General features: G+C 42.4%; 16 protein-coding genes. 8 read left to right on the forward strand and 8 right to left on the reverse strand.

Annotation, left to right across the window (positions count from 1 at the left end):
* Positions 1–56: 56 nt before the first annotated feature.
* Complete coding sequence (rlmB, locus tag HPE56_RS10310) at positions 57–794, forward strand: 23S rRNA (guanosine(2251)-2'-O)-methyltransferase RlmB (protein ID WP_188243679.1); 738 nt, start codon at positions 57–59, stop codon at positions 792–794.
* On the opposite strand, the gene HPE56_RS10315 is transcribed toward rlmB, so the two are convergent.
* On the reverse strand, positions 795–1,544 hold the full coding sequence (locus HPE56_RS10315) for a rhomboid family intramembrane serine protease (protein WP_188243680.1): 750 nt from the start codon (positions 1,542–1,544) through the stop codon (positions 795–797). It abuts the gene before it with no gap.
* A 150-nt stretch (positions 1,545–1,694) separates the two neighbouring features.
* Between HPE56_RS10315 and HPE56_RS10320 the strand changes: the two genes are divergently transcribed.
* On the forward strand, positions 1,695–2,972 hold the full coding sequence (locus HPE56_RS10320) for a replication-associated recombination protein A (protein ID WP_188243681.1): 1,278 nt from the start codon (positions 1,695–1,697) through the stop codon (positions 2,970–2,972).
* On the opposite strand, the gene HPE56_RS10325 is transcribed toward HPE56_RS10320, so the two are convergent.
* The 7 genes from HPE56_RS10325 to HPE56_RS10355 form a co-directional block, all read right to left on the reverse strand.
* Entirely contained in the window at positions 2,969–3,817 is an 849-nt protein-coding gene (locus HPE56_RS10325) for a hypothetical protein (protein WP_188243682.1), read from the reverse strand. The two genes, HPE56_RS10320 and HPE56_RS10325, sit on opposite strands and share 4 nt — an antisense overlap.
* A 13-nt stretch (positions 3,818–3,830) precedes the next feature.
* Entirely contained in the window at positions 3,831–5,264 is a 1,434-nt protein-coding gene (locus tag HPE56_RS10330; RefSeq protein ID WP_188243683.1) for a DUF5723 family protein, read from the reverse strand.
* Positions 5,261–5,809, reverse strand: coding sequence for a hypothetical protein (locus HPE56_RS10335; protein WP_188243684.1), 549 nt, complete (start codon positions 5,807–5,809; stop codon positions 5,261–5,263). The genes HPE56_RS10330 and HPE56_RS10335 overlap by 4 nt, the downstream gene beginning before the upstream one ends.
* 52 nt (positions 5,810–5,861) lie before the next feature.
* A complete protein-coding gene (locus HPE56_RS10340) occupies positions 5,862–6,551 on the reverse strand; it encodes a YjjG family noncanonical pyrimidine nucleotidase (RefSeq protein WP_188243685.1) in 690 nt (229 codons plus the stop codon).
* The gene (locus HPE56_RS10345; protein ID WP_188243686.1) at positions 6,544–7,839 is read right to left on the reverse strand and encodes a polysaccharide deacetylase family protein; all 1,296 of its coding nucleotides are present in this window, start codon (positions 7,837–7,839) and stop codon (positions 6,544–6,546) included. The genes HPE56_RS10340 and HPE56_RS10345 overlap by 8 nt, the downstream gene beginning before the upstream one ends.
* Positions 7,840–7,856: 17 nt before the next feature.
* Positions 7,857–8,555 (reverse strand): RadC family protein, encoded by a 699-nt coding sequence (gene radC, locus HPE56_RS10350; RefSeq protein WP_109649584.1) that lies wholly within the window; start codon positions 8,553–8,555, stop codon positions 7,857–7,859.
* Positions 8,556–8,702: 147 nt separating this feature from the next.
* Complete coding sequence (locus HPE56_RS10355; RefSeq protein ID WP_188243687.1) at positions 8,703–10,061, reverse strand: UDP-N-acetylmuramate--L-alanine ligase; 1,359 nt, start codon at positions 10,059–10,061, stop codon at positions 8,703–8,705.
* Between the two features lie 256 nt (positions 10,062–10,317).
* Here HPE56_RS10355 and HPE56_RS10360 point away from each other — a divergent pair, with 256 nt between their 5' ends.
* From HPE56_RS10360 to HPE56_RS10385, 6 genes are all read left to right on the forward strand, one after another.
* Positions 10,318–13,203 (forward strand): gliding motility-associated C-terminal domain-containing protein, encoded by a 2,886-nt coding sequence (locus tag HPE56_RS10360; protein ID WP_188243688.1) that lies wholly within the window; start codon positions 10,318–10,320, stop codon positions 13,201–13,203.
* 3 nt (positions 13,204–13,206) lie between these two features.
* Positions 13,207–14,145: a PorP/SprF family type IX secretion system membrane protein gene (locus tag HPE56_RS10365; RefSeq protein WP_188243689.1), complete on the forward strand. Its 939-nt coding sequence runs from the start codon at positions 13,207–13,209 to the stop codon at positions 14,143–14,145.
* A 2-nt stretch (positions 14,146–14,147) separates the two neighbouring features.
* On the forward strand, positions 14,148–16,292 hold the full coding sequence (locus HPE56_RS10370) for an OmpA family protein (RefSeq protein ID WP_188243690.1): 2,145 nt from the start codon (positions 14,148–14,150) through the stop codon (positions 16,290–16,292).
* A 132-nt stretch (positions 16,293–16,424) separates the two neighbouring features.
* Positions 16,425–16,736, forward strand: a complete 312-nt coding sequence (locus tag HPE56_RS10375; protein ID WP_188243691.1) for a cupin domain-containing protein — start codon at positions 16,425–16,427, stop codon at positions 16,734–16,736.
* 6 nt (positions 16,737–16,742) lie between these two features.
* A complete protein-coding gene (locus HPE56_RS10380) occupies positions 16,743–17,528 on the forward strand; it encodes an SDR family oxidoreductase (protein ID WP_188243692.1) in 786 nt (261 codons plus the stop codon).
* A 165-nt stretch (positions 17,529–17,693) separates the two neighbouring features.
* A complete protein-coding gene (locus HPE56_RS10385; RefSeq protein ID WP_188243693.1) occupies positions 17,694–23,744 on the forward strand; it encodes an alpha-2-macroglobulin family protein in 6,051 nt (2,016 codons plus the stop codon).
* The last annotated feature ends 83 nt before the right edge of the window (positions 23,745–23,827 follow it).

Here is a 23,827-nt window from a genome sequence, read left to right on the forward strand (position 1 = left end):
TATTATTAGAAGAAAACCACCTCAATTGAGGTGGTTTTTTTATTTACCTTTGCCCCATGGAAAAACCCACCCAAATTTACGGTATCAGAGCCATCATCGAAGCGATCAATGCCGGTGAGACCATTGATAAGATCTTTATACAAAAAGGACTTAAAGGTGATTTATCCAAGGAATTGGAAGGCTTGATTCGAAAAAACGGTATCAATGTATCCTATGTTCCGCCTGAGAAATTATACAGACTTACCAAAAACAACCACCAAGGGGTTATTGCAAACATTTCACCGATTACCTTCTACGAACTTGAAACCCTTGTAGAAAAGGTAATCGAAAACAAAGAAGCCCCTCTATTCCTATTGCTCGACCAACTTTCCGATGTTCGTAATTTCGGAGCCATTATCAGGACCGCTGAATGTACCGGTGTTGACGGCATCATTATCCAAAAGAAAGGTGCTGCGCCCGTGACTGCCGACACCATCAAAACATCTGCCGGTGCAGCCTTTAAAGTTCCTATTGCGAAAGTAGACCATATTAAGGATGCCGTCTATTATCTTCAAGCTTCCGGAGTCTCAGTAACGGTTGCCACTGAAAAAACCACCAACACCGTTTATGATGTTTCTTTTAAGGAGCCTACTGCCATTGTAATGGGTGCCGAAGACAAAGGTGTTTCCCCTTCTGTGATCAAAGCAGCCGACCAAACCGCCAAGCTTCCATTGCTGGGTGAAATAGGATCATTGAATGTTTCCGTGGCCTGCGGTGTATTCCTTTACGAAGTGGTTCGCCAAAGGATGGATTGATCAATCTTTTGTCACATCCCTTCCTTCTTCCGGCTTGTAATGATAGGTAACCCGAATGGGTTCATCTCCCTGGTCCATTATTTCGGGCTTTGTTTCAATAAAATTTCCGTCTTCATCAAAATGTTTTAAAAACTCGTCGGCCTCCTCATTATAATCCTCATGTTCCCAATCGAACTTTTTAGGCGAGGGTGTTTTGGCCTTCATGAAAAAAGCCAATAAAAGTCCGGCAATGAATCCGCCCAAATGTCCTTCCCAGGATATACCATCCTCAATAGGAAAAACATACCACAAAAGACTACCATAGATGAATACAACGACCAGTGAAAGTGCCACCAATCTGTAGTACTTTGAAAAAATACCCTTGAAAAATATAAAACTGGCCAATACGTAAATCATACCACTAGCCCCAATATGGTACGAAGACCGCCCAACAAACCACGTAAACAATCCCGAAAACAACAAACCATATACCAACACCCTAATAGCAATATCCTTGTAGAAATAAAACAAGGATGCCGTTAATATGGCCAGCGGTATGGTATTGTTGTACAAATGTTCGACCGAACCATGGATAAACGGACTTAGGAATATCCCCCTCAAGCCTTTCAAGGTTCTAGGATATACCCCAAATTCATTAAAATTGGTATGTAACTGTAGTTCTAACCAAAAAACGGCCCATATCAAAATGACCCCTACCAAAGGAGCAACTACGACCGAGTTGGTGAACTTAAAATATTTACTATCAGACATTCCTTCTATATAACCTCATCATATTCAAAAAACCTACCACAATCCACAAACATGTTAAATTGTCATTTATTCACTATCCAATCCTTAATTTGTTTACAATACCATATACTTAGAAACGGCTCAATCACAACTTTGTTTTAAATTTACCTTATGAATGAACCATTGGCAGAAAGGGTACGCCCAAAAACCTTAGAGGACTATATTAGCCAAAACCATTTGGTCGGTGAGCAGGGTTCTTTGACCCACCAAATTAAAAAAGGAATAATTCCATCCTTAATATTATGGGGGCCTCCAGGAACCGGAAAGACCACCTTGGCCAATATCATAGCCCATGAGAGCAAAAGACCGTTCTATACCCTGAGCGCCATCAATAGTGGCGTTAAGGATATTCGTGAGGTTATTGATAAGGCCAAACAAAGTGGTGGACTCTTCACGTCTAAGAATCCTATCTTATTTATTGACGAGATCCACAGATTCAGTAAGTCACAACAGGACTCCCTATTGGGCGCAGTTGAAAAAGGCTGGGTAACCCTCATTGGGGCCACTACGGAAAATCCGAGTTTTGAAGTAATTCCCGCCTTATTGTCCCGTTGCCAAGTGTATGTTCTGAACGCCTTTGGCAAAGAAGACCTAGAAGCCCTTCTGGCAAGAGCCATGCAACAGGATACCTTCCTGAAATCAAAGAAAATAAAGCTTAAGGAGACCGAGGCATTATTGCGATTATCAGGTGGTGATGGCCGAAAACTATTGAACATCTTTGAATTGGTGGTGAATTCAGAACAGTCCGACACCATTACCATAACAGACAAGTCGGTATTAAGTAAAGTGCAAAGTAATACCGTGCTTTACGACAAAACAGGGGAACAGCATTATGATATTATCTCAGCCTTTATCAAATCAATTCGGGGAAGCGACCCCAATGGTGCCGTGTATTGGTTGGCGCGAATGATTGAGGGCGGAGAGGACATCAAGTTCATTGCCCGAAGAATGTTGATTTCCGCCTCCGAAGATATAGGTCTTGCCAACCCTACTGCTTTGGTTATCGCGAATAACACCTTTCAGGCCGTAACGACCATTGGTTACCCAGAAGCACGGATAATCCTAAGCCAATGTGCCATTTATCTTGCTACTTCAGCAAAAAGCAATGCCAGTTATATGGCCATCAATACGGCCCAGCAGGCCGTTAAACAGACAGGCAACCTATCGGTTCCCCTACCCTTGCGTAACGCACCGACCAAATTGATGAAAGATTTGGGTTATGGCAAGGATTACAAGTACGCCCATGAATATGAAAACAATTTCGTGGATGAAGAGTTTTTACCAGAAGAGCTAAAAGGAACAAGCTTCTACAAACCGGGTAAAAACCCACGGGAAAATGCCATTGATGATTTTTTGAAAAAACGTTGGAAAGGCAAATATGATCTTTAGAATTTTATATTCAATGCCTCAGTTGTCATGGTACCGTTGGTATTATACTCCAAATACCATTTCCCTTCTTTTTTGAATACCATACCATTCTTTTCATTGGCCACTGTAAAAACATCGGGGATGGAAGTTCGATATATCTTTAAACGAATTTTAGGGGTACTATCTACCAGCTGAAAACCGTTTTCTATTTCCTGAGCGTACAATATGCCGGAATAATCTTCCTTTTCTGCCATTACCACCACTTCTACAGGCTCCGCTTGTTCAATATTTGACACTACAGGCTCCTTACTTCCATACGCTTGGTTTTCAGGGGTAGCAACCTGCTGAACAACCCCTACGTTAGGCTTGTTCTTAGGTTCAATTTGCTTTTCAACAACCTCCGTAACAACAACTGGCACGGAAACTTCCTCCGTTTCTGAAGGTGAATAGGTATAATTGGAGGCTTTGATCGTTGTAAAGGCCTCTGTCAATGCTTCCCTATATGAACTCTCATATTGTTTCTTCTTACTGGTTCCCATCATCGTCGTCAACACTTCCTTCGAAGCACAGTCCTTCAAGGTCAACGATGTTTTAGTGGTGAACATGGAGGACTCATCATTCAACAAGACCTGTAATCCCAAACAACGATTCCGTTCCAGATCAGGTGGTAAGGCATCATCATAAACAGCATCAAAACCATTCTGGGTGAATAAATATTTGATCAACGTACTGGTTTTATATTGGTTTTCCTTTTTGAAGGCATCGAATTTTTTAGGTACGATGATATATTTATAGGCATTTAAATTTTCTTGGGAATACCCATAGGATATACCAAAAACAACAAGTAATACGATAAGTTTTTTCATGAAATCCGTTCTATCATTTCTTACCCCAAGATATGATATTTAATCCGAATTGGAAAGATGTATAATTACTATCTGCTATATTCCTATAAGCGAGTAAATTATCCGCCATGAGATAGAAATTAACAGGTCCGGCCTGGATGCTTGCCCCTAAACCTATATTGGTGAACGTGAATTTATCGGCAGTATAGGTAGTCTTAATGGCCATAAAATTTCCAAACCTACGCTGATAAAATGCCGTAATGGCACTTTGGGGACCTCTGGGCCTATTGATGACATAAAGTTGGCCACCCACACTATTGCGATATTTGACCGTATTGGGGCCTTTGCCACTCGTACGATAATCACAATCACATTGTGCAGAACCCTGCATGGGTTCCCCAAAATTATAACGAATTGAACCGTATAACTTGGTAGGCCTAAAAGTGAGATAGCTTGTCGTTTCCTTCTCAAAAGGAATGAACCCTTCTACATCATCCACAAGATTTTGCCAAAAATCCTGATTGGGATCTGACAAGGCATCCGGCAATATAATTTCCATGCCTTCAATCGTTGCACTTCCTTGCAACGCAAAATTCTCAACATCGTTTGCATGATAAACGAACCCAAGATCCAATAGGCTACCGGTCAATACCGTCTGGGAATTTAAATAATAGGTGAAACCCAGGTCAACCCCCAAACCAAGATCACCTCCAAAAAGCCCCCTTTTGATCACTGTTGCAGGTATATTATCATCATCATGGGCATGATCAATGGCATTTACCCCGGAAGTCCTAAGCTCCAAATCAGCATTAAGCGTACTTGCAAAAGTATTGTTCTGACCTTCAGTGGTTACAAAATAGCCTTCATTATTGACCGAATTAAAATCGAATATACTGGAGTAAATCTTTCCCCTAGCCCCTAGAATCAGATCACTGCTTACTTTCTTGTTGACCCCAAAATGAAAAACATTGAGCATTTCACCACGTGTCTTCAAATGGCTCAGGTCAAATCGTTGATTAAGTCGATCTGCATTGCCTTCGTAACCTAAAATAGCATAATCCCGGAACCAATATCCTATGGCATCCCCTTCATTGTACAATCCAAAAGAATAAAAAACACTTGGATCCTTGCCCCGGAACCCCCCATTGAAGATTTCCACTTGATAGGTCCCACTCAACTCATCCTGAACGGACATTCCGTATATGGCCCTATCACGGACTTTATCATTGATATTGAGCCCATCATCCGCAAAAATATCATTGACCGAAATACCGCTGGATCCGGCTTGAAACGAAATTCCGGATAAAGCAGGAATCCCGGCATACCATGAAAAATCGGTTTCCATACCCGGATTGATCATCAAAGCTTGGGGCACTTCCGTGAAATCATATAATAATTGTTTGTTCTGGGCATGCACAAATAGTCCAGCCCATAACGCGGTTATGATAAAATATTTCCTTGCTATCATTCTTTTATTCGAACCTTGAATTTAGCGCTACTCTTAAGGGTAACCATAGGATTTGCCTGGGAGGATGTACTTAAAGTATCCCCAAGGTTCGTGGCAGTCACGAAAATACTGGAGGTATTTTTAATAATATTGATATCCTCACCATAAGGACCATAGTAGGTTTCATTGATCAAAACCGCAGTAGGCTCCGGACCCAAAACAAATTGTTCGGTATCCAAGACGGTTCCTGCCTCATCCAAAAACTGGATTTTCACCTCCAAAGGTTTGCTTGTCGTATTCTCGACCTCATACGTAAGCACGCCATCAATCACCCTTTTTGAAAAAACATCCTCTGAAAAAGCATCAAAATTAAAATCGCGGGAGTAGACATTCGTTCCGGTCAATTGGTTGATCGATCTTTCCGGAACCTCCAAATAAAGTATACTGGCCTCATAGGTCGGGGTCACACTAAGGTCTTCATATTGATCAAAATCCTGTTCCTCAACACATGACATAATCATTAGGGTTGCGAATACAACCCACAAATAAGTTCCAATCCTTTTCATTCCTTCATCCCTTTAGCGATAAAAAAGCTTATAATGTTATACTATGATAACTCTACAAATATCTTTTTATTTCACTTAAATCATGAATCATTTGACAAATTTCGTGCTCTGGTTCATTATGTGCGTTAAAGTGCAACGCATGAAAGCCAACTGCCTTGGCCCCAAGGATATCCGCCTCCAAACTATCCCCTATCATCATGGAACTTTCGGAGGTAGTATGCGCCCTATCCAATGCCAATTCAAAAATCCGGGGGTTCGGTTTTTTGACCCCGGCCATTTCAGAATTGACCACCTGATCAAAATAGTCCCGAATATTGGAATTTATCAACTTTTTCTCCTGTACTTCCTCAAAACCATTGGTAATGATATGAAGTTTGTATTTTGGCTTTAAATACTCCAACACCTCCAGAGCATGGGGGAAAAGATGGTTAAATGAAGACAGGTACTCGATATAATCAATGGCCAATTGATCTATAAGGGAATCCGGAAGCTTATAATCCAGGTCATCAAACACGGTTTTCAAACGTTGGTAACGCAATTCCGATTTCGATATTTTTTCTTCCCGATATAGCTTCCAATAGGCCAGATTTATGGGAATATAGACTTCGAGAAAATCATGCAAATCGACCTCAACATGATGTTCTTTCAGGATTTTCTCAAAAGTAAGTGCAGAGTTTTTCTCAAAATCCCAAAGGGTATGATCCAAATCAAAAAACACATCCGATATCTTTTTACTATACATGGTAATTCTTGATTATTGCCTCATAGGTCGCTTTCCAATCTATATGGTGCTCGGTTCCTAAAAGTTCGTTCGAAAAAACCGATATCAGGTTTCCATTTACTTTCTTCACTTCCCGGTATAACGATCTTACCTTATCCAAAATATCTTCGATGGAGTCCTCCCCATGAAGTGCATAATCATGAAAGGCAAAGGAATGTACCCTTATGGGCTGTTGCAACTCCATATTAATATCGTACAAATAAAATGGAAATGAGGTGCCTGCCCTAAATCCTATTTCATGGGTATACCCCATCGTAAAGTCGTCTGTAAATTCGGCATCGACCAAATTTCGATAGGTTTGGGGCACATCTACCCGATTATACCGCATTCTTGAATACTCCACTTGCCTATTGATTACTTCAGCAAGGTTTTTCTTCTCCCTACGCAACACTTCCACATCATTGAACGAGCTATAGGAGGCCGCCAGGGAAACCTTGCAATAATCCGCTATGGACTTAATCAAAAAACGAAAATTGTTATTATTGGGAGACACATTCTTATCATAAGTGGAATACATGGCAAACTGAAAAAAGAACATGCAATTGATATCGTATTCCTTCTTTTTTTCTATTAAAAATCCAAAATTATCATAGGGATCCTTTTGTGGGTTGAACCACACCACAACCCTTTCGAACAAACGTTTAAACTTGAGATTCACCAAATCGAGAAGAAAACCGGCAAGACTTCGTGTGAATCCCCGGTGTGCAAAACAATGTGATGTGTTCACATCAATGATCGAAGTGTACTTGTAAATAGGTTTCTTGACCTCCATATCGGGAAATCGCTCCAGTAATCTATCCAACAATTTATTGGCCCAGATATCGACTACCGGTAATGTCAAAAAATCATTCTGGTAAGCAACACTATCCTTTGGGGAAAATCTACCGTGTATATCCTTTACATGTGGAAGATATTCCTCATAACGGGAAAGCAAATAAAAACTCGCGGAAAAAATATCAAAAGGCAAGGCACTGTTTTCACTCGTAGTAAAAAAACAGGGCACGCCTTCCCAATCCGCCACATTGATTTGGATATCATTGATCCCCTGTTCAAAGAGCAAATCATTGCTTCTTACGAAGAACTCGTTCTGCAAAGGTTGTTTCGTATAGGTTATTTTTGCCCCGGTATGTTTTATGAAATCCTCGACCTTGGTCGTGTACGACACTTTTATCCCCAAGATCCGGGTAAACACCTGACGCATGATGTAACTAAACCTTGGTGTTATTCTATGGGTGTAGATCAGTAACATCTGTGCTTTATAAAAATTTATAGAATTGATTGATCAGCAAAACTAAAGTAATCCTTTTGGGTAATGATCAAATGATCCAAAATTTTTATATCCAAGGAAATACCCGCATTCTTAAGTTTTTGGGTCAATTGTTTATCCGCTTGACTTGGTTTTAAACCACCTGATGGGTGATTATGGGCCAAAATAAGGGCTACAGCCCCTAGTTCCAAGGCCTGTTTCATGACCAGACGAACATCTACCAAAGTACCTGTAATACCCCCTTTGCTCAATTGGGCAGTATGGATCACTTTGTTGGAATTATTGAGGTATACAATCCAGAATTCCTCATGGGGCAATTCGCCCATATTCGGTTGCAATAACTCAAAAGCATCCTTACTACTTGTAATCTTCGTTATTTTTTGGGCTTCTTCCCCCCTTCGCCTTCTCCCAATTTCCAAGGCCGCCGCAATTGTGACCGCCTTAGCCTCTCCAATACCCTTAAACTGCATCAATTGTTTAATGGAGAGTTTCCCGAGCTCATTCAGATTATTGTTCACTGAGGACAAAATGCGTTTCGATAATTCCACGGCACTTTCATTTCGACTCCCAGACCCGATCAAAATCGCGATCAATTCGGCATCGGACAAAATGGATTTTCCCTTATGGACCAACTTCTCCCTGGGCTTATCATCATCAGCCCAATGCTTTATAGAAAAAGAGCTTGATTTTTCTTGCATCCGTTAAAGATAATGAACAAATTTTTTCGATGCGAACAACTCCTTGATTTTCATGTTCAAAGTTATTCACCTGTGGGTATCATATGCTCGTTAAGGGAATAAAAACAATCGTTTGAATAAACCCCAAAACCAAAAAGGGTTTATATTTTACCCTTCAACCAATCGCTTCACCGCCTTAAGGTCAAGTCCCCCATAGTTTCCCGAACTCATAAGAAGCAAAACGGAATCATCATAATTTTGACCAAAAACGAATTCTTTGAAAGCCTCGGATTCCGTGAAAATCTTAAGGTCATCGCGTTCAAAGGCTTCCGAAATCTGGGCCGGGGTCACTTCCTTTAATTTTTTAATCTTCACTGATTCCGGCAAAAAGAAAACAACCGCCTCATCGGCTGCATCCAGCGCTCCTTTATATTCCTTCAAAAAATCGGCGTTAAAACTGCTGTACGTATGCAATTCCAAACAGGCAATCACTTTTCTATCCGGGTATTGTTCCTTGACAGCATTCGTAGTTGCCATTACCTTGCTTGGTGAATGGGCAAAATCTTTGTACACCACGCAGGATTTACTTTCCGCAATTTTTTCCAAGCGTTTTGAAGCACCTGAAAATGTCGCTATAGCTTCATAAAAGTCATCTTCATCAACACCCATGTTTTGGCAAATCCACTTGGCACCCGCCAAATTACTGAGGTTATGCTTTCCAAAAATCTCAATAGGCATAGGTCCTTCCGGGGTTTCCAAAAGGGTTTGTCCGTCTTCCACAGTATATTCAGGAGTTCTATACGGTAACTTTCGTATCGCATTTTCAGAAGCCTCTACAACCTTTTTTACCTCCAAATCCTCTTCATTATAGGTTATACTCCCTCCTTTAACGATACTATCGACGAAGATCCGGAATTGCCCTACATAGTTTTCAAAAGTTGGAAAAACATTGATATGATCCCAAGCTATGCCGCTCAACAGGGCGATATTGGGTTTGTAAAGATGGAATTTTGGACGCCGGTCTACAGGGGATGAAAGATACTCGTCCCCTTCGAGCACTATAAAATCATTTTCCTCGGTCAGATGAACCATTCGGTCAAATCCATCCAATTGGGCCCCTACCATATAATCGACCGCTATGTTATGGTAGTTGAGCACGTGTAAAATCATCGAAGTTATGGTCGTTTTCCCATGACTGCCCCCAATGACGACTCGGGTCTTATTTTTCGATTGTTCATAGAGAAACTCCGGATACGAATAAATGGTAACACCCAACTCTTGTGCCTTCAATAGTTCAGGATTATCCGGTTTTGCGTGCATCCCAAGTATGACGGCATCTAAACCCGTATGTATTTTCTCTGGATACCAACCAAATTCAGGAGGCAGTAGGCCTTTATCGGCCAAGCGCGTTTTTGAAGGTTCAAAAATAACATCATCACTCCCAGAAATGATATAGCCTTTATGGTGAAGCGCTAGAGCAAGATTGTGCATGGCACTACCCCCAATAGCGATAAAATGTATTTGCATGAAGATTGATTTATGCCACAAAGATAGGCATTGATCTCTCAGAAAAAAACATCAAAAACAGCTGCAGATCACCCATACACATCATCGATAAAATACCAAAATAATCGACGAAAAACAATATAATTATGATCTCGGCTACTCAATTCGTAAGATTCACCCTTCAAATCCATGCTTTGACAACATTTATTATCGTACCCTATCCCTCCGACTTACATTTGTTCAATGACAATATGCATCTTTCCAGTAATAAAATAAAATGACCGACCGAAATTATATAAGAACCATTATGCAATTGGCCCTGTCTTTTTGCCTTGTTCTTTTCTCCGTAAATACAATGGCACAATGTGCAGGTACCGATAAGACCGTTACCATTTGCACAAAAGACGCCGATGATGCCAATAAAACCTTTGACCTTTTCACCCAACTCGGTGGCACGCCTACCCCTGGCGGCACGTGGTCAACCAATGACCCAGCCAATTTTTATGCCCTTGACCGCATTAATGGCATTGTAAACCTTTGGGAAGTTAAAAATTCTGGGCTACATGAGTTCACCTACACCAATACTTGTGGTGGCGTGAATGAATCGGCCACTGTGACCATCAACCTGGGTGGATACCCTGGCGAAGATAATATTGATGGTTCCGCTGATGCCTGCGGTGACGACCCCAGAGTAAACCTGCATAGTTACATAGGTGATGAAACAGAAGGTAAATTCCAAGACTTCAATGGCTCTTGGGCCGCTGTCACACCGGAAGCGGCCCCATACTTGTCCCTAAATTTTTTCGATGCCGAATCGGCAGGTCCGGGCATTTACGAATTTACACACACCGTACCTGCTGTGGGTCCTTGTCCTAGTAGACAGGCTCGACTGCTTCTTGAAGTGCAAAGACCTGCCCATTCAGGTATAGGTTCCAATCTTACTGTCTGTACAACAGACGACCTATCGGGTTACACCGATTACGATTTAAATGATCTATTGGCCGATGAGGACATCAACGGTACTTGGTCCGAAGGATCTAATACCGACCAATTATCAGACCTTACCGACCACCTCATAGATATACAAGCTATTAGGGACCGCCACACCTTTGGTTCCTTCACTTTCACCTATACCGTGTACCCAGCGCACGCCGTTTGTGATATTCACAGAACCCAGGTGGAAATAACAATCCTCCCAACGTTTCGTGGCACCATGAATGCATCAAACTATTGCTCGGGCGCAACCAAATACCGAATCGATATCAGTGATTATGATGATACTTTGATTGCCGATGGCACCTATGATATCTCATATTTCCTTACCTCGGCCAGCGACACTGCCACCGGAGATAGCGAACTTGTGCTTTTAAATGACAAAACTGGCTTTTTTGAAATAGATGCGAACCTCATCACAGTGAATGAAAACACCACTTTGAGCATTACCTCATTGGGCGATGCTGTATGTGCGGATATTGAAGTCACCCCCATTTCACTTTTGGTGAGTGACCCTAAAGCTACTGTAACCGATACCTGTGAAAATGAAGACCTAACCGTCTCCCTAAGTACCATTTTCGACCCCTCTTTAAGTCCGGCAAACGGCCCATACGATATAAATTATACGATAACCGAACCAAGTGGCACCAAAACCACATATCAAGCCAGTGCTGTACCATTTAATTCGGGAAGTGCCAATTTCACCATACCTGCTTCCCAAATTTCAGAAACAGGGGAACATACTTTTAGTTTCGAAGTAGATAGCGGTTTTCCCTTGGATTGTGAACTAACGGATACGGCAATGATCACCCCCATACCCGAAGCCATTGATTTGAATCTTTTGGTCGATAATTCATGCGACGCCACCAGTATAGATGTAGTGATCAGCGCCCCAACATTAGCTGATGGCACGTATATGGTCACGTATGAGGTAGTTTCACAAGAGACCAATGCGGTACTTATAAACAACTCGATCAACTTTAACGGGGGTACGGCAGATTACGAAATAGATGTTGCCACCCTGGAACAAGGCAATTACACTGTCACGGTAAAAAGCACCCAAAACGACACCACTCCTTGTAGAACGGAATTTGATTTTGAGGTAAGCGAGAATTTTGCTGTCGAAGGTATTCCTGCAATGCCCGAAGCCGAAGCCCAACAGACGTTTTGCCTGGCGGCCTTCACACCTGAATCACCCACTTTGCAAGATATCGTAGTGAGCGCCAACGGTGAAATCTTATTCTATGAAACCGCAACGGACATGGATATACTGCCTTTGGATACCCAACTCATTGATGGTGAGGACTATTTTATATCGAACATAGACCCCAACAACAATTGTGAAGGTTCCGATAGGATTCAGGTTACGATTACCCTCTCCGACCCTGAGATGCCCACACTACTCGATGCAAATCCTGCCTTTTGTGGTTCGGAGAATCCCACGGTAACCGATTTGAACACCAGCCTAACCAGTAATGGTGAAATAGTGTGGTATGAATCAGCTTCTGACGGAACCGCCCTAGAAGACAATACATCCTTAATAGACGGAAAGAGTTATTATGCCGCAACGGAAATCAATGGACTATGCCAAAGTTCCGGACGCATCGAAATTATTCCTACGGTATATGCATTGGAACCGGCTTCCTTGGAATTCTCTACATTGGCCCTTTGTGGATTGGACAATCCTACCATAGGAAACTTACGGGATGCCGAAAGCAATAATGCCTATGATGTGCTTTGGTACGACACGGCCGAAAATGGCACTCCTTTGGATGAAAGTGAATTATTGATTACCGGAACCGTCTATTATGCGGAAAGCTACAACCCCGATACGGGCTGCATGAACCCAGATCGTATGGCCATTACTGTTGACCTTACCAACTGTAACCCGGAAGATTATGGATTTTTCATCCCTGATGGATTCTCCCCGAACGGCGATGGCAGAAACGATACTTTTTTTATACCGAACATCGAAGTCATATTTCCTGAATTTACCCTTGAGATCATAAATCGCTATGGTGCGACCTTATTCAAGGGAGACCGGAATAATCCTGCTTGGAACGGTAAAAACGGAAACAGCACAGCCCCAAACGGTGTGTACTTCTACATTATTGATTATAACAAAGAAGGTCATAACCCCGTACAGGGCAGATTATACCTCAACCGCTAAACCATGAAAGAAATAAAACAATATTTTATTTTCCTGATGCTGGTGTGTGCTGCGGCCCATGGGCAACAAGACCCTCAATATACACAGTACATGTATAACATGAGCGTCATAAACCCTGCCTACACCAACAATGAACTGGGTATGTTAAATTTTGGGGCACTCTATCGCTCACAATGGAAAAATGCTGTGGGCAGTCCTAAAACGTTAACCTTTTTTGCACATGCCCCCATGAGCGATAAAGTGGAGATGGGACTCTCATTCATAACCGACGATATTGGCGATGGCGCACTCAAGGAAAACAACATCTATGCTGATTTTGCCTATATCCTGAAGTTGGATGAAAAGAGCAACCTGTCCTTAGGATTAAAAGGTGGCATCACCACTTTCGAGACCAATTTTAACGGTTTTATGCTTCCTGAATTTCAGGATGACCCTGCTTTTAACGAAAACCTGAACAACACTTTTCCGAATGTAGGTGTAGGTGCTTTTTACCATCGACAACATTTTTATGCCGGAATTTCCGCTCCCAACTTATTGACATCAAAACATCTGGAAAACAAAGACGGAATCAATCGCATCGGTTCTGAAAAAATACATCTTTTTATGACTTCCGGCTATGTTTACGAACTGAACCCAGACCTTAAATTAAAACCTTCGGTGCTGGCAAAAATGGTTCAGGGCGCTCCATTGACTTTCGATGTTTCCCTTAACGCCCTCTTTCTAAATCGCTTTGAGGGCGGATTATCGTATCGTTTGGAGGATTCGGTAAGTGCCATGTTCAATATTGCGGCCACACCGGCCCTACGTATTGGCTATGCATACGATTACACCTTATCAAACCTAAGTACCTATAGCTCTGGCTCCCACGAAATATTCATTCTTTTTAATCTCGATTTACTGGGCCTCGGCAAAGGATACGACAAATCACCAAGATTCTACTAAACATGAAAAAAATACTATTCATACTGTTTACGCTGGGTCTTATGGTTCAAACCTTTGGCCAACAAGAACTCAAACGTGCAGACACCTATTTTGAACGCGCTTACTACAGTGACGCCATTCCCCTTTACGAGCAACTACTACCCCGTAATAAGAGCTCAAAACTTATAAAGAACCTGGCCGATTGTTATTACCACACCTTCAATATGAAGGCAGCCGCCCGTTGGTACGGCTATCTGGTTTCCAATTATGGCGAAAGCGTTGACGAGGACTATCGTTTTAAACTCAACCAATCCTTAAAAGCCATTGGCGAATACGAAAAGGCCCAAAAAATACGTATCGATTTCTATTCCGAACAAAAACAGGACGATAAGGTATCGCAGCTTACAAAGGATTTCACCTACATTGAAAATATACGTGCCATTGGAGATCGCTTTAAAATTGAAAACCTTAACATCAACACGGCTACCTCTGAATTCGGTGCAGCGCGGATAGACTCCAATTTGGTATATAGTGCTTCGCGAAAACATGCTCCGGCCTTACCCAAGCTATACCGGTGGAACAACGAAAACTACCTGGATATCTATTCCCATCCAATGGATAAAATCAACTTGGGAGATAGTTTGAGCACTTCATTAAGCAACAACATCAATTCTAAAATGCATGAAGGCACCTTTGCCATCACCAAGGATCGAAAAACCATTTATTTCACCAGAAACAGCAAAAAGAAGACCGAGGACGACAAAATCAGCAACCTAAAAATCTACCGTGCCGAATATATTGATGGTGCTTGGAAAAATATCATAGCCCTCCCCTTCAATAGTGACGATTTTTCTACGGAACACCCCGCTTTGAGTCCGGATGAAACGAAACTCTATTTTTCATCGGACCGTGAAGGCGGTTTCGGATCGTTCGACCTATATGCAGTCAGTATCCAAAAGGACGGTTTCTATGGCAATCCGATCAATTTAGGGAAGGAAATCAATACCGACAAAAAAGAGCAGTTTCCGTTTGTGGACAAAGAAGGTAACCTCTATTTTGCCTCTAATGGGCATCCCGGTTTCGGACTATTGGATATTTTTATTTCGAAAACGGAAAACGGAAATTTTGCAAAACCAGACAATCTCGGACTCCCCGTGAATAGCGGTTATGACGATTTCTCCCTGTCTATGGATCCCGATTCGAACACAGGCTACTTTTCATCGAACCGACCCGGAGGGAAAGGGAGCGACGACATCTATTCCTTCACAGAAACAAAACCACTGGTCATTGAGGATTGCAAACAGTTTATCGCCGGAATCCTAACGGACAAAACCACCAAACTACCTTTGTCCGATGCCAGTATTGTACTTGTTGACGCGAACGGAAACCGTATCGAAGAGATTACAACCTCAAAGGATGCTTCATTTAAGTTTCAGATCTCCTGCTCCAGCGAATATGGTATAAAGGCCCATAAGGAAGGGTATGAAGACAATTCAAGAAACATCGCTTCAGACATCGAAAGAAATGCCATAAAAGACGGCTCCCTTACGCTATACTCCATTGAGGAACGGGAAGCCCAAAAAGCAAAAACGCTATTAGCCAAGAAAGAAGCTGCGGAAAAAGCAGCCTTGGCCGAGATTAAAAGACAAAAAGAACAGGCAAAAATCGCAGCATTGGAACGCCTTCAAAAAGAGCAGGAAATAGCCCACCAACAAAAGGCCGACCAAGAAAAGGAAAAACGGGAACGCCTTAAAAAAATAGATGCGATCATTGCAAAGGAAGATGCCATTATTAAAGAAAAAGATCTCATCGTCATTAAAACCGAGGAAATCCATTTTGATTATAGTCTTTGGTATTTAAGACGGGAAGCACGTGAACGTTTGGCAAAGGTCATTGACATTATGAAACAAAACCCCGGTATGGTCATCGAAATCGGTACCCATACCGATATTCGTGGCAATGCGGAATACAACCGTAACCTCTCCCAAAAACGCGCCGATTCGGCCAAGGAATTTATGGTCAAAAACGGCATTGCCAAGGAACGGATCATTGCCAAAGGGTATGGCGAATCACAACCCATTGTCGAATGTGAGACCGTAGCGAGTTGTACTGAGGAAGACCATGAGTGGAACAGAAGATGTGAGCTCATCGTTGTAAAATGGGAGTGACCCTTACCAAGAATTGAACAATTCATAAAAAATTATATCCACCCCGGACTTTGCCCCAAACCAGACTTATGGTTTGGGGTTTTTTCTTTTCTGTCACTATTCTTTATATCTTCGTTAGCCAATACAAACACGATGAACCTATCCGATATTCCTTCCAAAGAAATTATGCCGGGCTACCACGGTAAACTGGTACATTCCGAAAATATGTCCATGGCCTTTTGGGAGGTAGAAAAAGATGCTGAAGTTCCCGAGCATTCCCATATGAACGAGCAGATCATGCATGTAATGGAAGGTGAATTTGAATTTACTTTGAACGGTAACACCAAGGTATATGGTCCAGGGGATGTGGTCTTAATTGGTTCGAATGTTCCACATAGTGGCAAAGCCCTTACACCCTGTAAACTAATGGATGTATTTAGTCCAACAAGAGAAGAATACAAATAAAGCGATATGAACATTTCACTCAAAGGTAAAAACGCATTGGTAGGTGGTAGTAGCCGAGGTATCGGAAAGGCCATTGCCGAACAACTGGCCGAAAGTGGGGCCAGTGTCACCCTAATGTCTCGCAGTGAGGAAAAACTTCAAAAAATAATAGCCGGCCTGCCTACCGATCGAGGTCAAAACCATGGGTATCTCGTGGTTGATTTCACAGACTTTCAAAGCTATAGCAAAACGATTAATTCCTTTTTCGAAAGCAATCATGTGGATATCCTGGTCAACAACACCCAAGGTCCTGAGGCCGGAAGTGCACTAGAAAAGAATATTTCCGATTATCAAGAGGCCTTCGATCTACTATTTAAAACAGTTGTCTATACCACCGAACTTGCCTTAAAACATATGAAGGCCAATTCATGGGGTCGGATCATAAACGTAGCTTCGGTATCCGTAAAGGAACCATTGTCCTATTTGGCCCTTTCAAATACCATCAGGGCCGCTGTAGTTACCTGGGGCAAGTCATTGGCCAACGATGTAGGTCCGTTCCAAATTACAGTGAACAGTATTCTTACCGGATATTTCAATACGGAACGCATTGAACAACTAAACGCAAAAAAAGCGGAACAGCTAGGTATTTCGGAGGATGACATTCTCGAAGATATGGAAGCCAAAGTACCCATAAGAAGAATCGGCGACCCCAGGGAATACGGGTATCTTGTTACCTTTTTGGCCTCTGACAACGCCGCATATATTACCGGTACCCAAATCCCCATTGACGGCGGGTTATTGAAGTCCCTATAGAACAAATGCCTTTTTAACCTGGGCGTGTGCGTGTTGAATGATAAAGCCGGAAAGTAGGCATAACTTTTTCATAGCACCCTTTAACTCATCCTACAAACCCGATTACTCATTTATTATTGTCGTTGGCATAGGTTTTGCACATCTTTGTTTACTAATTTTATGACTATGAAGCATCTCATTGTAATACTAACCGTAATCCTGTTTTCGCAAATGTCACATTCCCAAAAAAACGATGAATCGTATGAGGTGCTATGGAAAAATGTATCCCAATTTGAAAAGGAAGCCTTGACCAAGTCTGCCCTAGGAGTGGTACAAAAGATATCCAAGAAGGCAAAAAAAGAGCATAATTCCACCCAAATCGTCAAGTCGCTGCTTTATCGCTCGAAATATGCCATGACCTTGGAAGAGGATGCACAACTACAGATCATCAATGACTTTAAGTTAGCGATTGCCCAAGCGAAATCGCCAACCAAAAATATATTGGAGGGTTACTTGGCCAATCTATATTGGAAATACTTTCAACAAAACCGCTATCAATTTTACAACAGAACCAAAACCGAGACAAAGATTGATTCGGTCGACTTCAGGACTTGGGACCTGACGACCCTCTTTGAGGAAATCAACATCCATTTTGAAAACGCATTGGCCGACCCTAAAACATTACAACAAATCAAGGTCGGTTCCTTTAAGGAAATCCTAAACAAACAAGAAGGCTCGGAAACCTTCCGCCCTACCCTTTACGATTTGCTTGCCCATACCGCACTTCAGTTTTACAAAAGTAATGAAACCCATATAACGCGACCCGCCAACAAATACGAAATCAATGATCCGGAAACCCTATGTGAGGCCTATCAATTCGTTCATCAAAACCTTACCACGACCGACGAAACCTCTTTACAAGTCAAGGCACTCAATGTATATCAGGAGTTGACACGGTTCCATTTTGACGAACCCCGGTTAGAAGCTTTGGTCATGGCCGATATCGAGCGCATGGATTTCGTGTACCAGAACGCCACTTTCCCTAATAAGGAGACGTATTACGAGGAAACCTTAAAAAATTCGGCCGAACACCTAAAGCACCATAAGCTTTCAGCACTATACAACTATGAACTAGCCAAACTGTACAACATTCAGGGGCAAACTTATCAGTCTAACAGCAACAAGGAACACCGTTGGGAACAGAAAGAAGCACTTAGCTTATGTGACAAGGTTATTGCCGAGTTTCCCGATAGTATGGGAGCCGATAAATGTAAGGCGCTACGGTTACAGATTCTAGCCCCAAGCCTTTCTATTGTAACGGAAAGCCATATTCCGGTGAACCAGCCTTCAAAACTATTGGCAAACTATAAAAACCTAACGGAATTACAACTGACCGCCTATGTGGTCAACAACGACCAGATCAAGGAACTAAACAATCTTTATCCGCAAAAAAAGCAATTCGACTTTATTCAAAAACTGAAACCGGCAAAAACTTGGTCGGCCCCGTTGCAAAATGAAAAAGACTACCAACAGCACAGTATAGAGGTATTGCTTCCTCCGTTGGAAAACGGACAATACATCCTCTTAGCTTCGCCAGAAAAGAAAAGCGATAAGAATTTTGCCTTCAGTCAAGTCCAAGTGTCCAATATGGCCTTGACAGAAATCAGTAGCAGTTCGGAACAGCGCTACCAAATCATCGACAGAACTACGGGCCAACCCATTTCAAATGCAGAATTGACGTTTACCTATCTTAAAAATTACAACAAACCCTATCTCTCCAGGACAGAACATACCGATAAAACGGGATTTGTAACCATACCCCTAACCGATGAAAACTGGAACGATGTACATATAAAAGTGAACTATAATGGGGAGACCGCCTTCTTTGGGGAATATTATGTGAACAATAAACAAATAGAGCACAAAAACAACGATGTTCAGAACCGCATCTTTCTATTTACCGACCGAAGCATCTACAGACCAGGGCAACCGGTTTACTTTAAAGGGATCCTTATGGAAACTTTTAAGGAAAAATCAGAGGTCGTGGCGAATGAAACCGTATTTGCCAGCCTGCATGACGTGAATGGCCAAAAAGTATCGGACCTTGAGTTCACCACGAACGAATTCGGTTCTTTTAATGGGGAATTCATGTTACCGAGCTCAGGCCTTACTGGGGAATTTCATATCGAAACCACTGCCTTTTCAAAAACGGCCCGGTACACCCAACATTTCTCCGTAGAGGAATACAAGCGCCCCAAATTCGAAACCTCGTTCAAGCCGGTCACCGAAAGCTACAAAGTAAACGATAGCATCACCGTTACAGGTGTCGCTACGGCGTATGCCGGAAGTAAAATTACCGATGCCAAAGTGAGCTATCGCGTAAAACGAGCCGTATATTTTCCACGTTGGTTCTATTGGCGCATGCCCTCTTACAACAATTCCCCCCAGGAAATAGCCCATGGTGAAACAACTACGGATGCTTCAGGCAACTACGACATCATCTTTAAAGCCATTCCGGATAATAGTGTATCAAAAGAAAACCTGCCCACCTTCAATTATGAAATTACGGCCGACGTTACCGATATCAACGGAGAGACCCATAGCACCACCACCTTTGTATCGGTAGGTTACCATTCGGTAGTTGCCCATATCAACGCTCCCGAACATTGGGATAAAATCAAAAACGAAGATCAAATACACATTTCGACCACAAACCTAAACGGACAGCCTGTTCCTTCAAAAGGAACATTGAAAATGTACAAACTGCAAGCCCCCGAGCAAGTTTTGCGAGACAGGCCATGGCCAACGCCGGACTATAAAAACTGGAGCAAGGAGGAATACCGTACATTGTTTCCGCATGAAGCCTACGACAAAGAGGACAAAGCCGTAAACTGGAACAAAGGCAAACTGGTCTGGCAAACCGATTTTGATACTGAAAAATCTACGCAGTTCAGCATCAAGAACCTTAAAAACCAGACATCGGGGAAATATATCATAGAACTCGAAACCGAGGATAAATTCGGCCTGCTTGTTCAAGAAAAGACCATAACCACGCTTATTGATGAAGACGACAAGCAACTAGCGGACAACCGCTTATTCGATATCAAAACGGACAAAGAACGCTATAGTGCTGGTGACAAAGTAAAAGTCACACTTTACTCCAATTCAGAAGACCTGACCGTAACGGTTTTTGTTGAAAAAGGAAAAAAGGTTGTCGACATCCACAAAGTACATTTGAACCAAAACTCAAAGTCCATTAGCATACCCGTGACCGAAGACGATTTGGGCGGCTTTGCCATCACCTATATGTATTCTGCCTATAATTCATTTCAATCGGGCAATATTTCGGTGGTCGTGCCTTACCCTGAAAACCAACTTGAAATTGAAACCACCACTTTTAGGGACAAATTGCAACCCGGAACCAATGAAACATGGTCATTTAAAATAAAAGGGCCTCAAGGCGAAAAAACATCGGCAGAACTTTTGGCCAGTATGTACGACGCCTCCTTGGATGTTTATCGATATCATTCATGGAATTTCAATCCGCTTGCACGCCGTTCGTATTACGCTTCCCTTTATGCCAATGCACGTACCAGTTACGGAACAAGCTCATTTCGCACCTATCTTGACATACCTGGTCATAGCTATGCTCACCAAGGGTTTGACTCTTTTAACTGGTTTGGATTACAATTTGGTTACAACAATTACTCCCGTGACTTCTTATCAAGAAAAATGATGAAGAGCCGGGAAGCTCCCCTAGGTATAATGGCAGAGGATTCCGAATTCGAAGGAGTTGCCGAAATATCGGCCCAAGCTCCCCAAGGGAATGAAATGGATAAGGAGACCCCAAGTCCCGCACAGGCACAATCCAATTCAAAAAACGACCCGGAAGCTGTGCAAATCAGAAAAAACCTTCAGGAAACAGCCTTTTTCTTTCCTGAACTTCGCACGGACAAAGAGGGTAATGTTTCTTTTAACTTCACCACGCCCGAAGCCCTTACCAAATGGAAATTACAATTGTTGGCACATACCAAATCTTTGCAGAGTTCGGTAAGATCCCTTCAGACCGTGACCCAAAAAGAGTTGATGGTCATGCCCAACGCACCTCGCTTTCTGCGGGAAGGCGATAAGATTACCTTAAGCAGTAAAATTGCGAACCTAAGTGATAAAAAATTATCGGGACAAGCAAAGTTGGTTCTAGTCGATGGTATTTCGGGGAAGGATATTTCCGATCAACTTTTAAATGCAAGGACCGAATATGCCTTTACGGTGGATTCCTTAGGAAACACCCAGGTTTCATGGCAATTGCAAATACCTGAAAACCTACAGGCGGTCCAATATACCGTAATAGCCAAAGCAGGGGATTTTAGCGATGGCGAACAAAGTGTACTTCCTGTCTTGACCAACCGCATGTTAGTGACCGAGACCCTACCGCTATGGGTGCGAAGCAATCAGACCAAAACCTTTGTATTGGAAAAGTTAAGGGACAATACCTCAACCACCCTTAAAAACCACAAACTCACCCTTGAGGTGACTTCCAACCCAGCATGGTATGCCGTACAGGCGCTCCCCTATCTTATGGAGTACCCGTACGACTGTAACGAGCAGACCTTTGCCCGATACTACGCGAACAGTTTGGCAAGCCACATTGCAAATTCCAACAAAAGAATTAGGGAAGTGTTCGACCAATGGGCCAATTCCGATGCCCTGATCAGCAACCTTGAAAAGAACCCAGAGCTGAAATCACTCTTGATTCAAGAAACCCCATGGCTAAGGGATGCCCAATCGGAAACGGAACAGAAAAAACGCATTGCCCTATTGTTCGACCTCAACAAAATGAAGAACGAACAGGCCAATGCCTTGAACAAACTCCAACAAAACCAAATGTCCAATGGGGCCTGGCCATGGTTTAATGGTGGGCATGAAAACCGCTTTATCACCCAACATATCGTCACCGGACTGGGTCACTTGAAAAAACTTTCCGTCGTGCCCCAAGAAGAAGCCAAACAGAACGAAATGATTGTTAAGGCAGTTCGCTATTTGGATGATGCTTTTGTAAAGGAGTACGAACACATGAAGAAATATGCTTCCAACCTAAAGGATGACCATTTAAGTCAGACGCAAATCCATTATTTGTATATGCGCAGTTTCTTTAATGACATTGAAACCTCTAAGCAAGTCGATAAAATCGGATCTTATTACCTCAGTCAGGCCAAAAAATATTGGACAAAGAAAGGTCTCTATGCAAAAGGAATGTTGGCCTTAATACTGAATAGGACGGGCGATACTTCCACTTCCAATAAAATTTTAAGATCTTTAAAGGAGAACAGCATCGTTTCTGAGGAACTCGGTATGTATTGGAAGGAAAATACGGCTTCATGGCACTGGTACCAAGCTCCTATTGAAACACAGGCGCTCTTGATCGAGGCCTTTTCGGAAATAGAAAATGACACCACTGTGGTTGACAACCTTAAGGTTTGGTTGTTAAAGAACAAACAGACCAACCAATGGAAGACCACCAAAGCCACAAGTGACGCCGTGTATGCACTATTGTTGCAAGGCAGCGATTGGCTTTCGGTTACCGATGCCGTAGACGTTCGCTTGGGAGGTACCGAAATCCGCCCCGAAAAGTTGGAAAACACCAAAGTCGAAGCTGGAACGGGTTATTTTAAAACTTCATGGAACACCAATGAGATAGAGCCAAAAATGGCTGAGGTACAGCTTACCAAAAAAGGCGAAGGTATTGCCTGGGGTGCCCTATACTGGCAATATTTCGAGGACCTGGATAAAATAACTTCGGCTGAAACACCCTTACAACTCAAGAAAAAATTGTTCTTAAAAAGGAATACCGACACAGGAGAGGAAATTTCGGAAATCACCAAAAGCACTCCTTTGAAAGTGGGTGATCTGGTACGCGTACGAATCGAACTTCGTTCTGACCGAGATATGGAATTCGTTCATATGAAGGATATGCGCGCCGCCGGTTTTGAGCCTGTGAATGTAATTTCAAGGTATAAATGGCAGGATGGTTTAGGCTATTATGAAAGTACAAAAGACGCCAGTACCAACTTCTTTTTCGATTATTTACCCAAAGGGGTATTTGTTTTCGAATACGACCTCAGGGTAAACAACGCTGGGGAATTCAGTAACGGCATCACAACGATCCAAAGCATGTATGCTCCTGAGTTCTCAAGTCATTCCGAGGGGGTTCGTGTTAAAGTGAACAGTAATCAGTAGGCAGTTTACAGTGAACAGTGGACAGTAATCAGTGAACAGAGGGCAGTGGACAGTAATCAATTTACAGTGAACAATTAACAATG

Source organism: Maribacter aquimaris (assembly GCF_014596745.1).
Taxonomy (GTDB): domain Bacteria; phylum Bacteroidota; class Bacteroidia; order Flavobacteriales; family Flavobacteriaceae; genus Maribacter_A; species Maribacter_A aquimaris.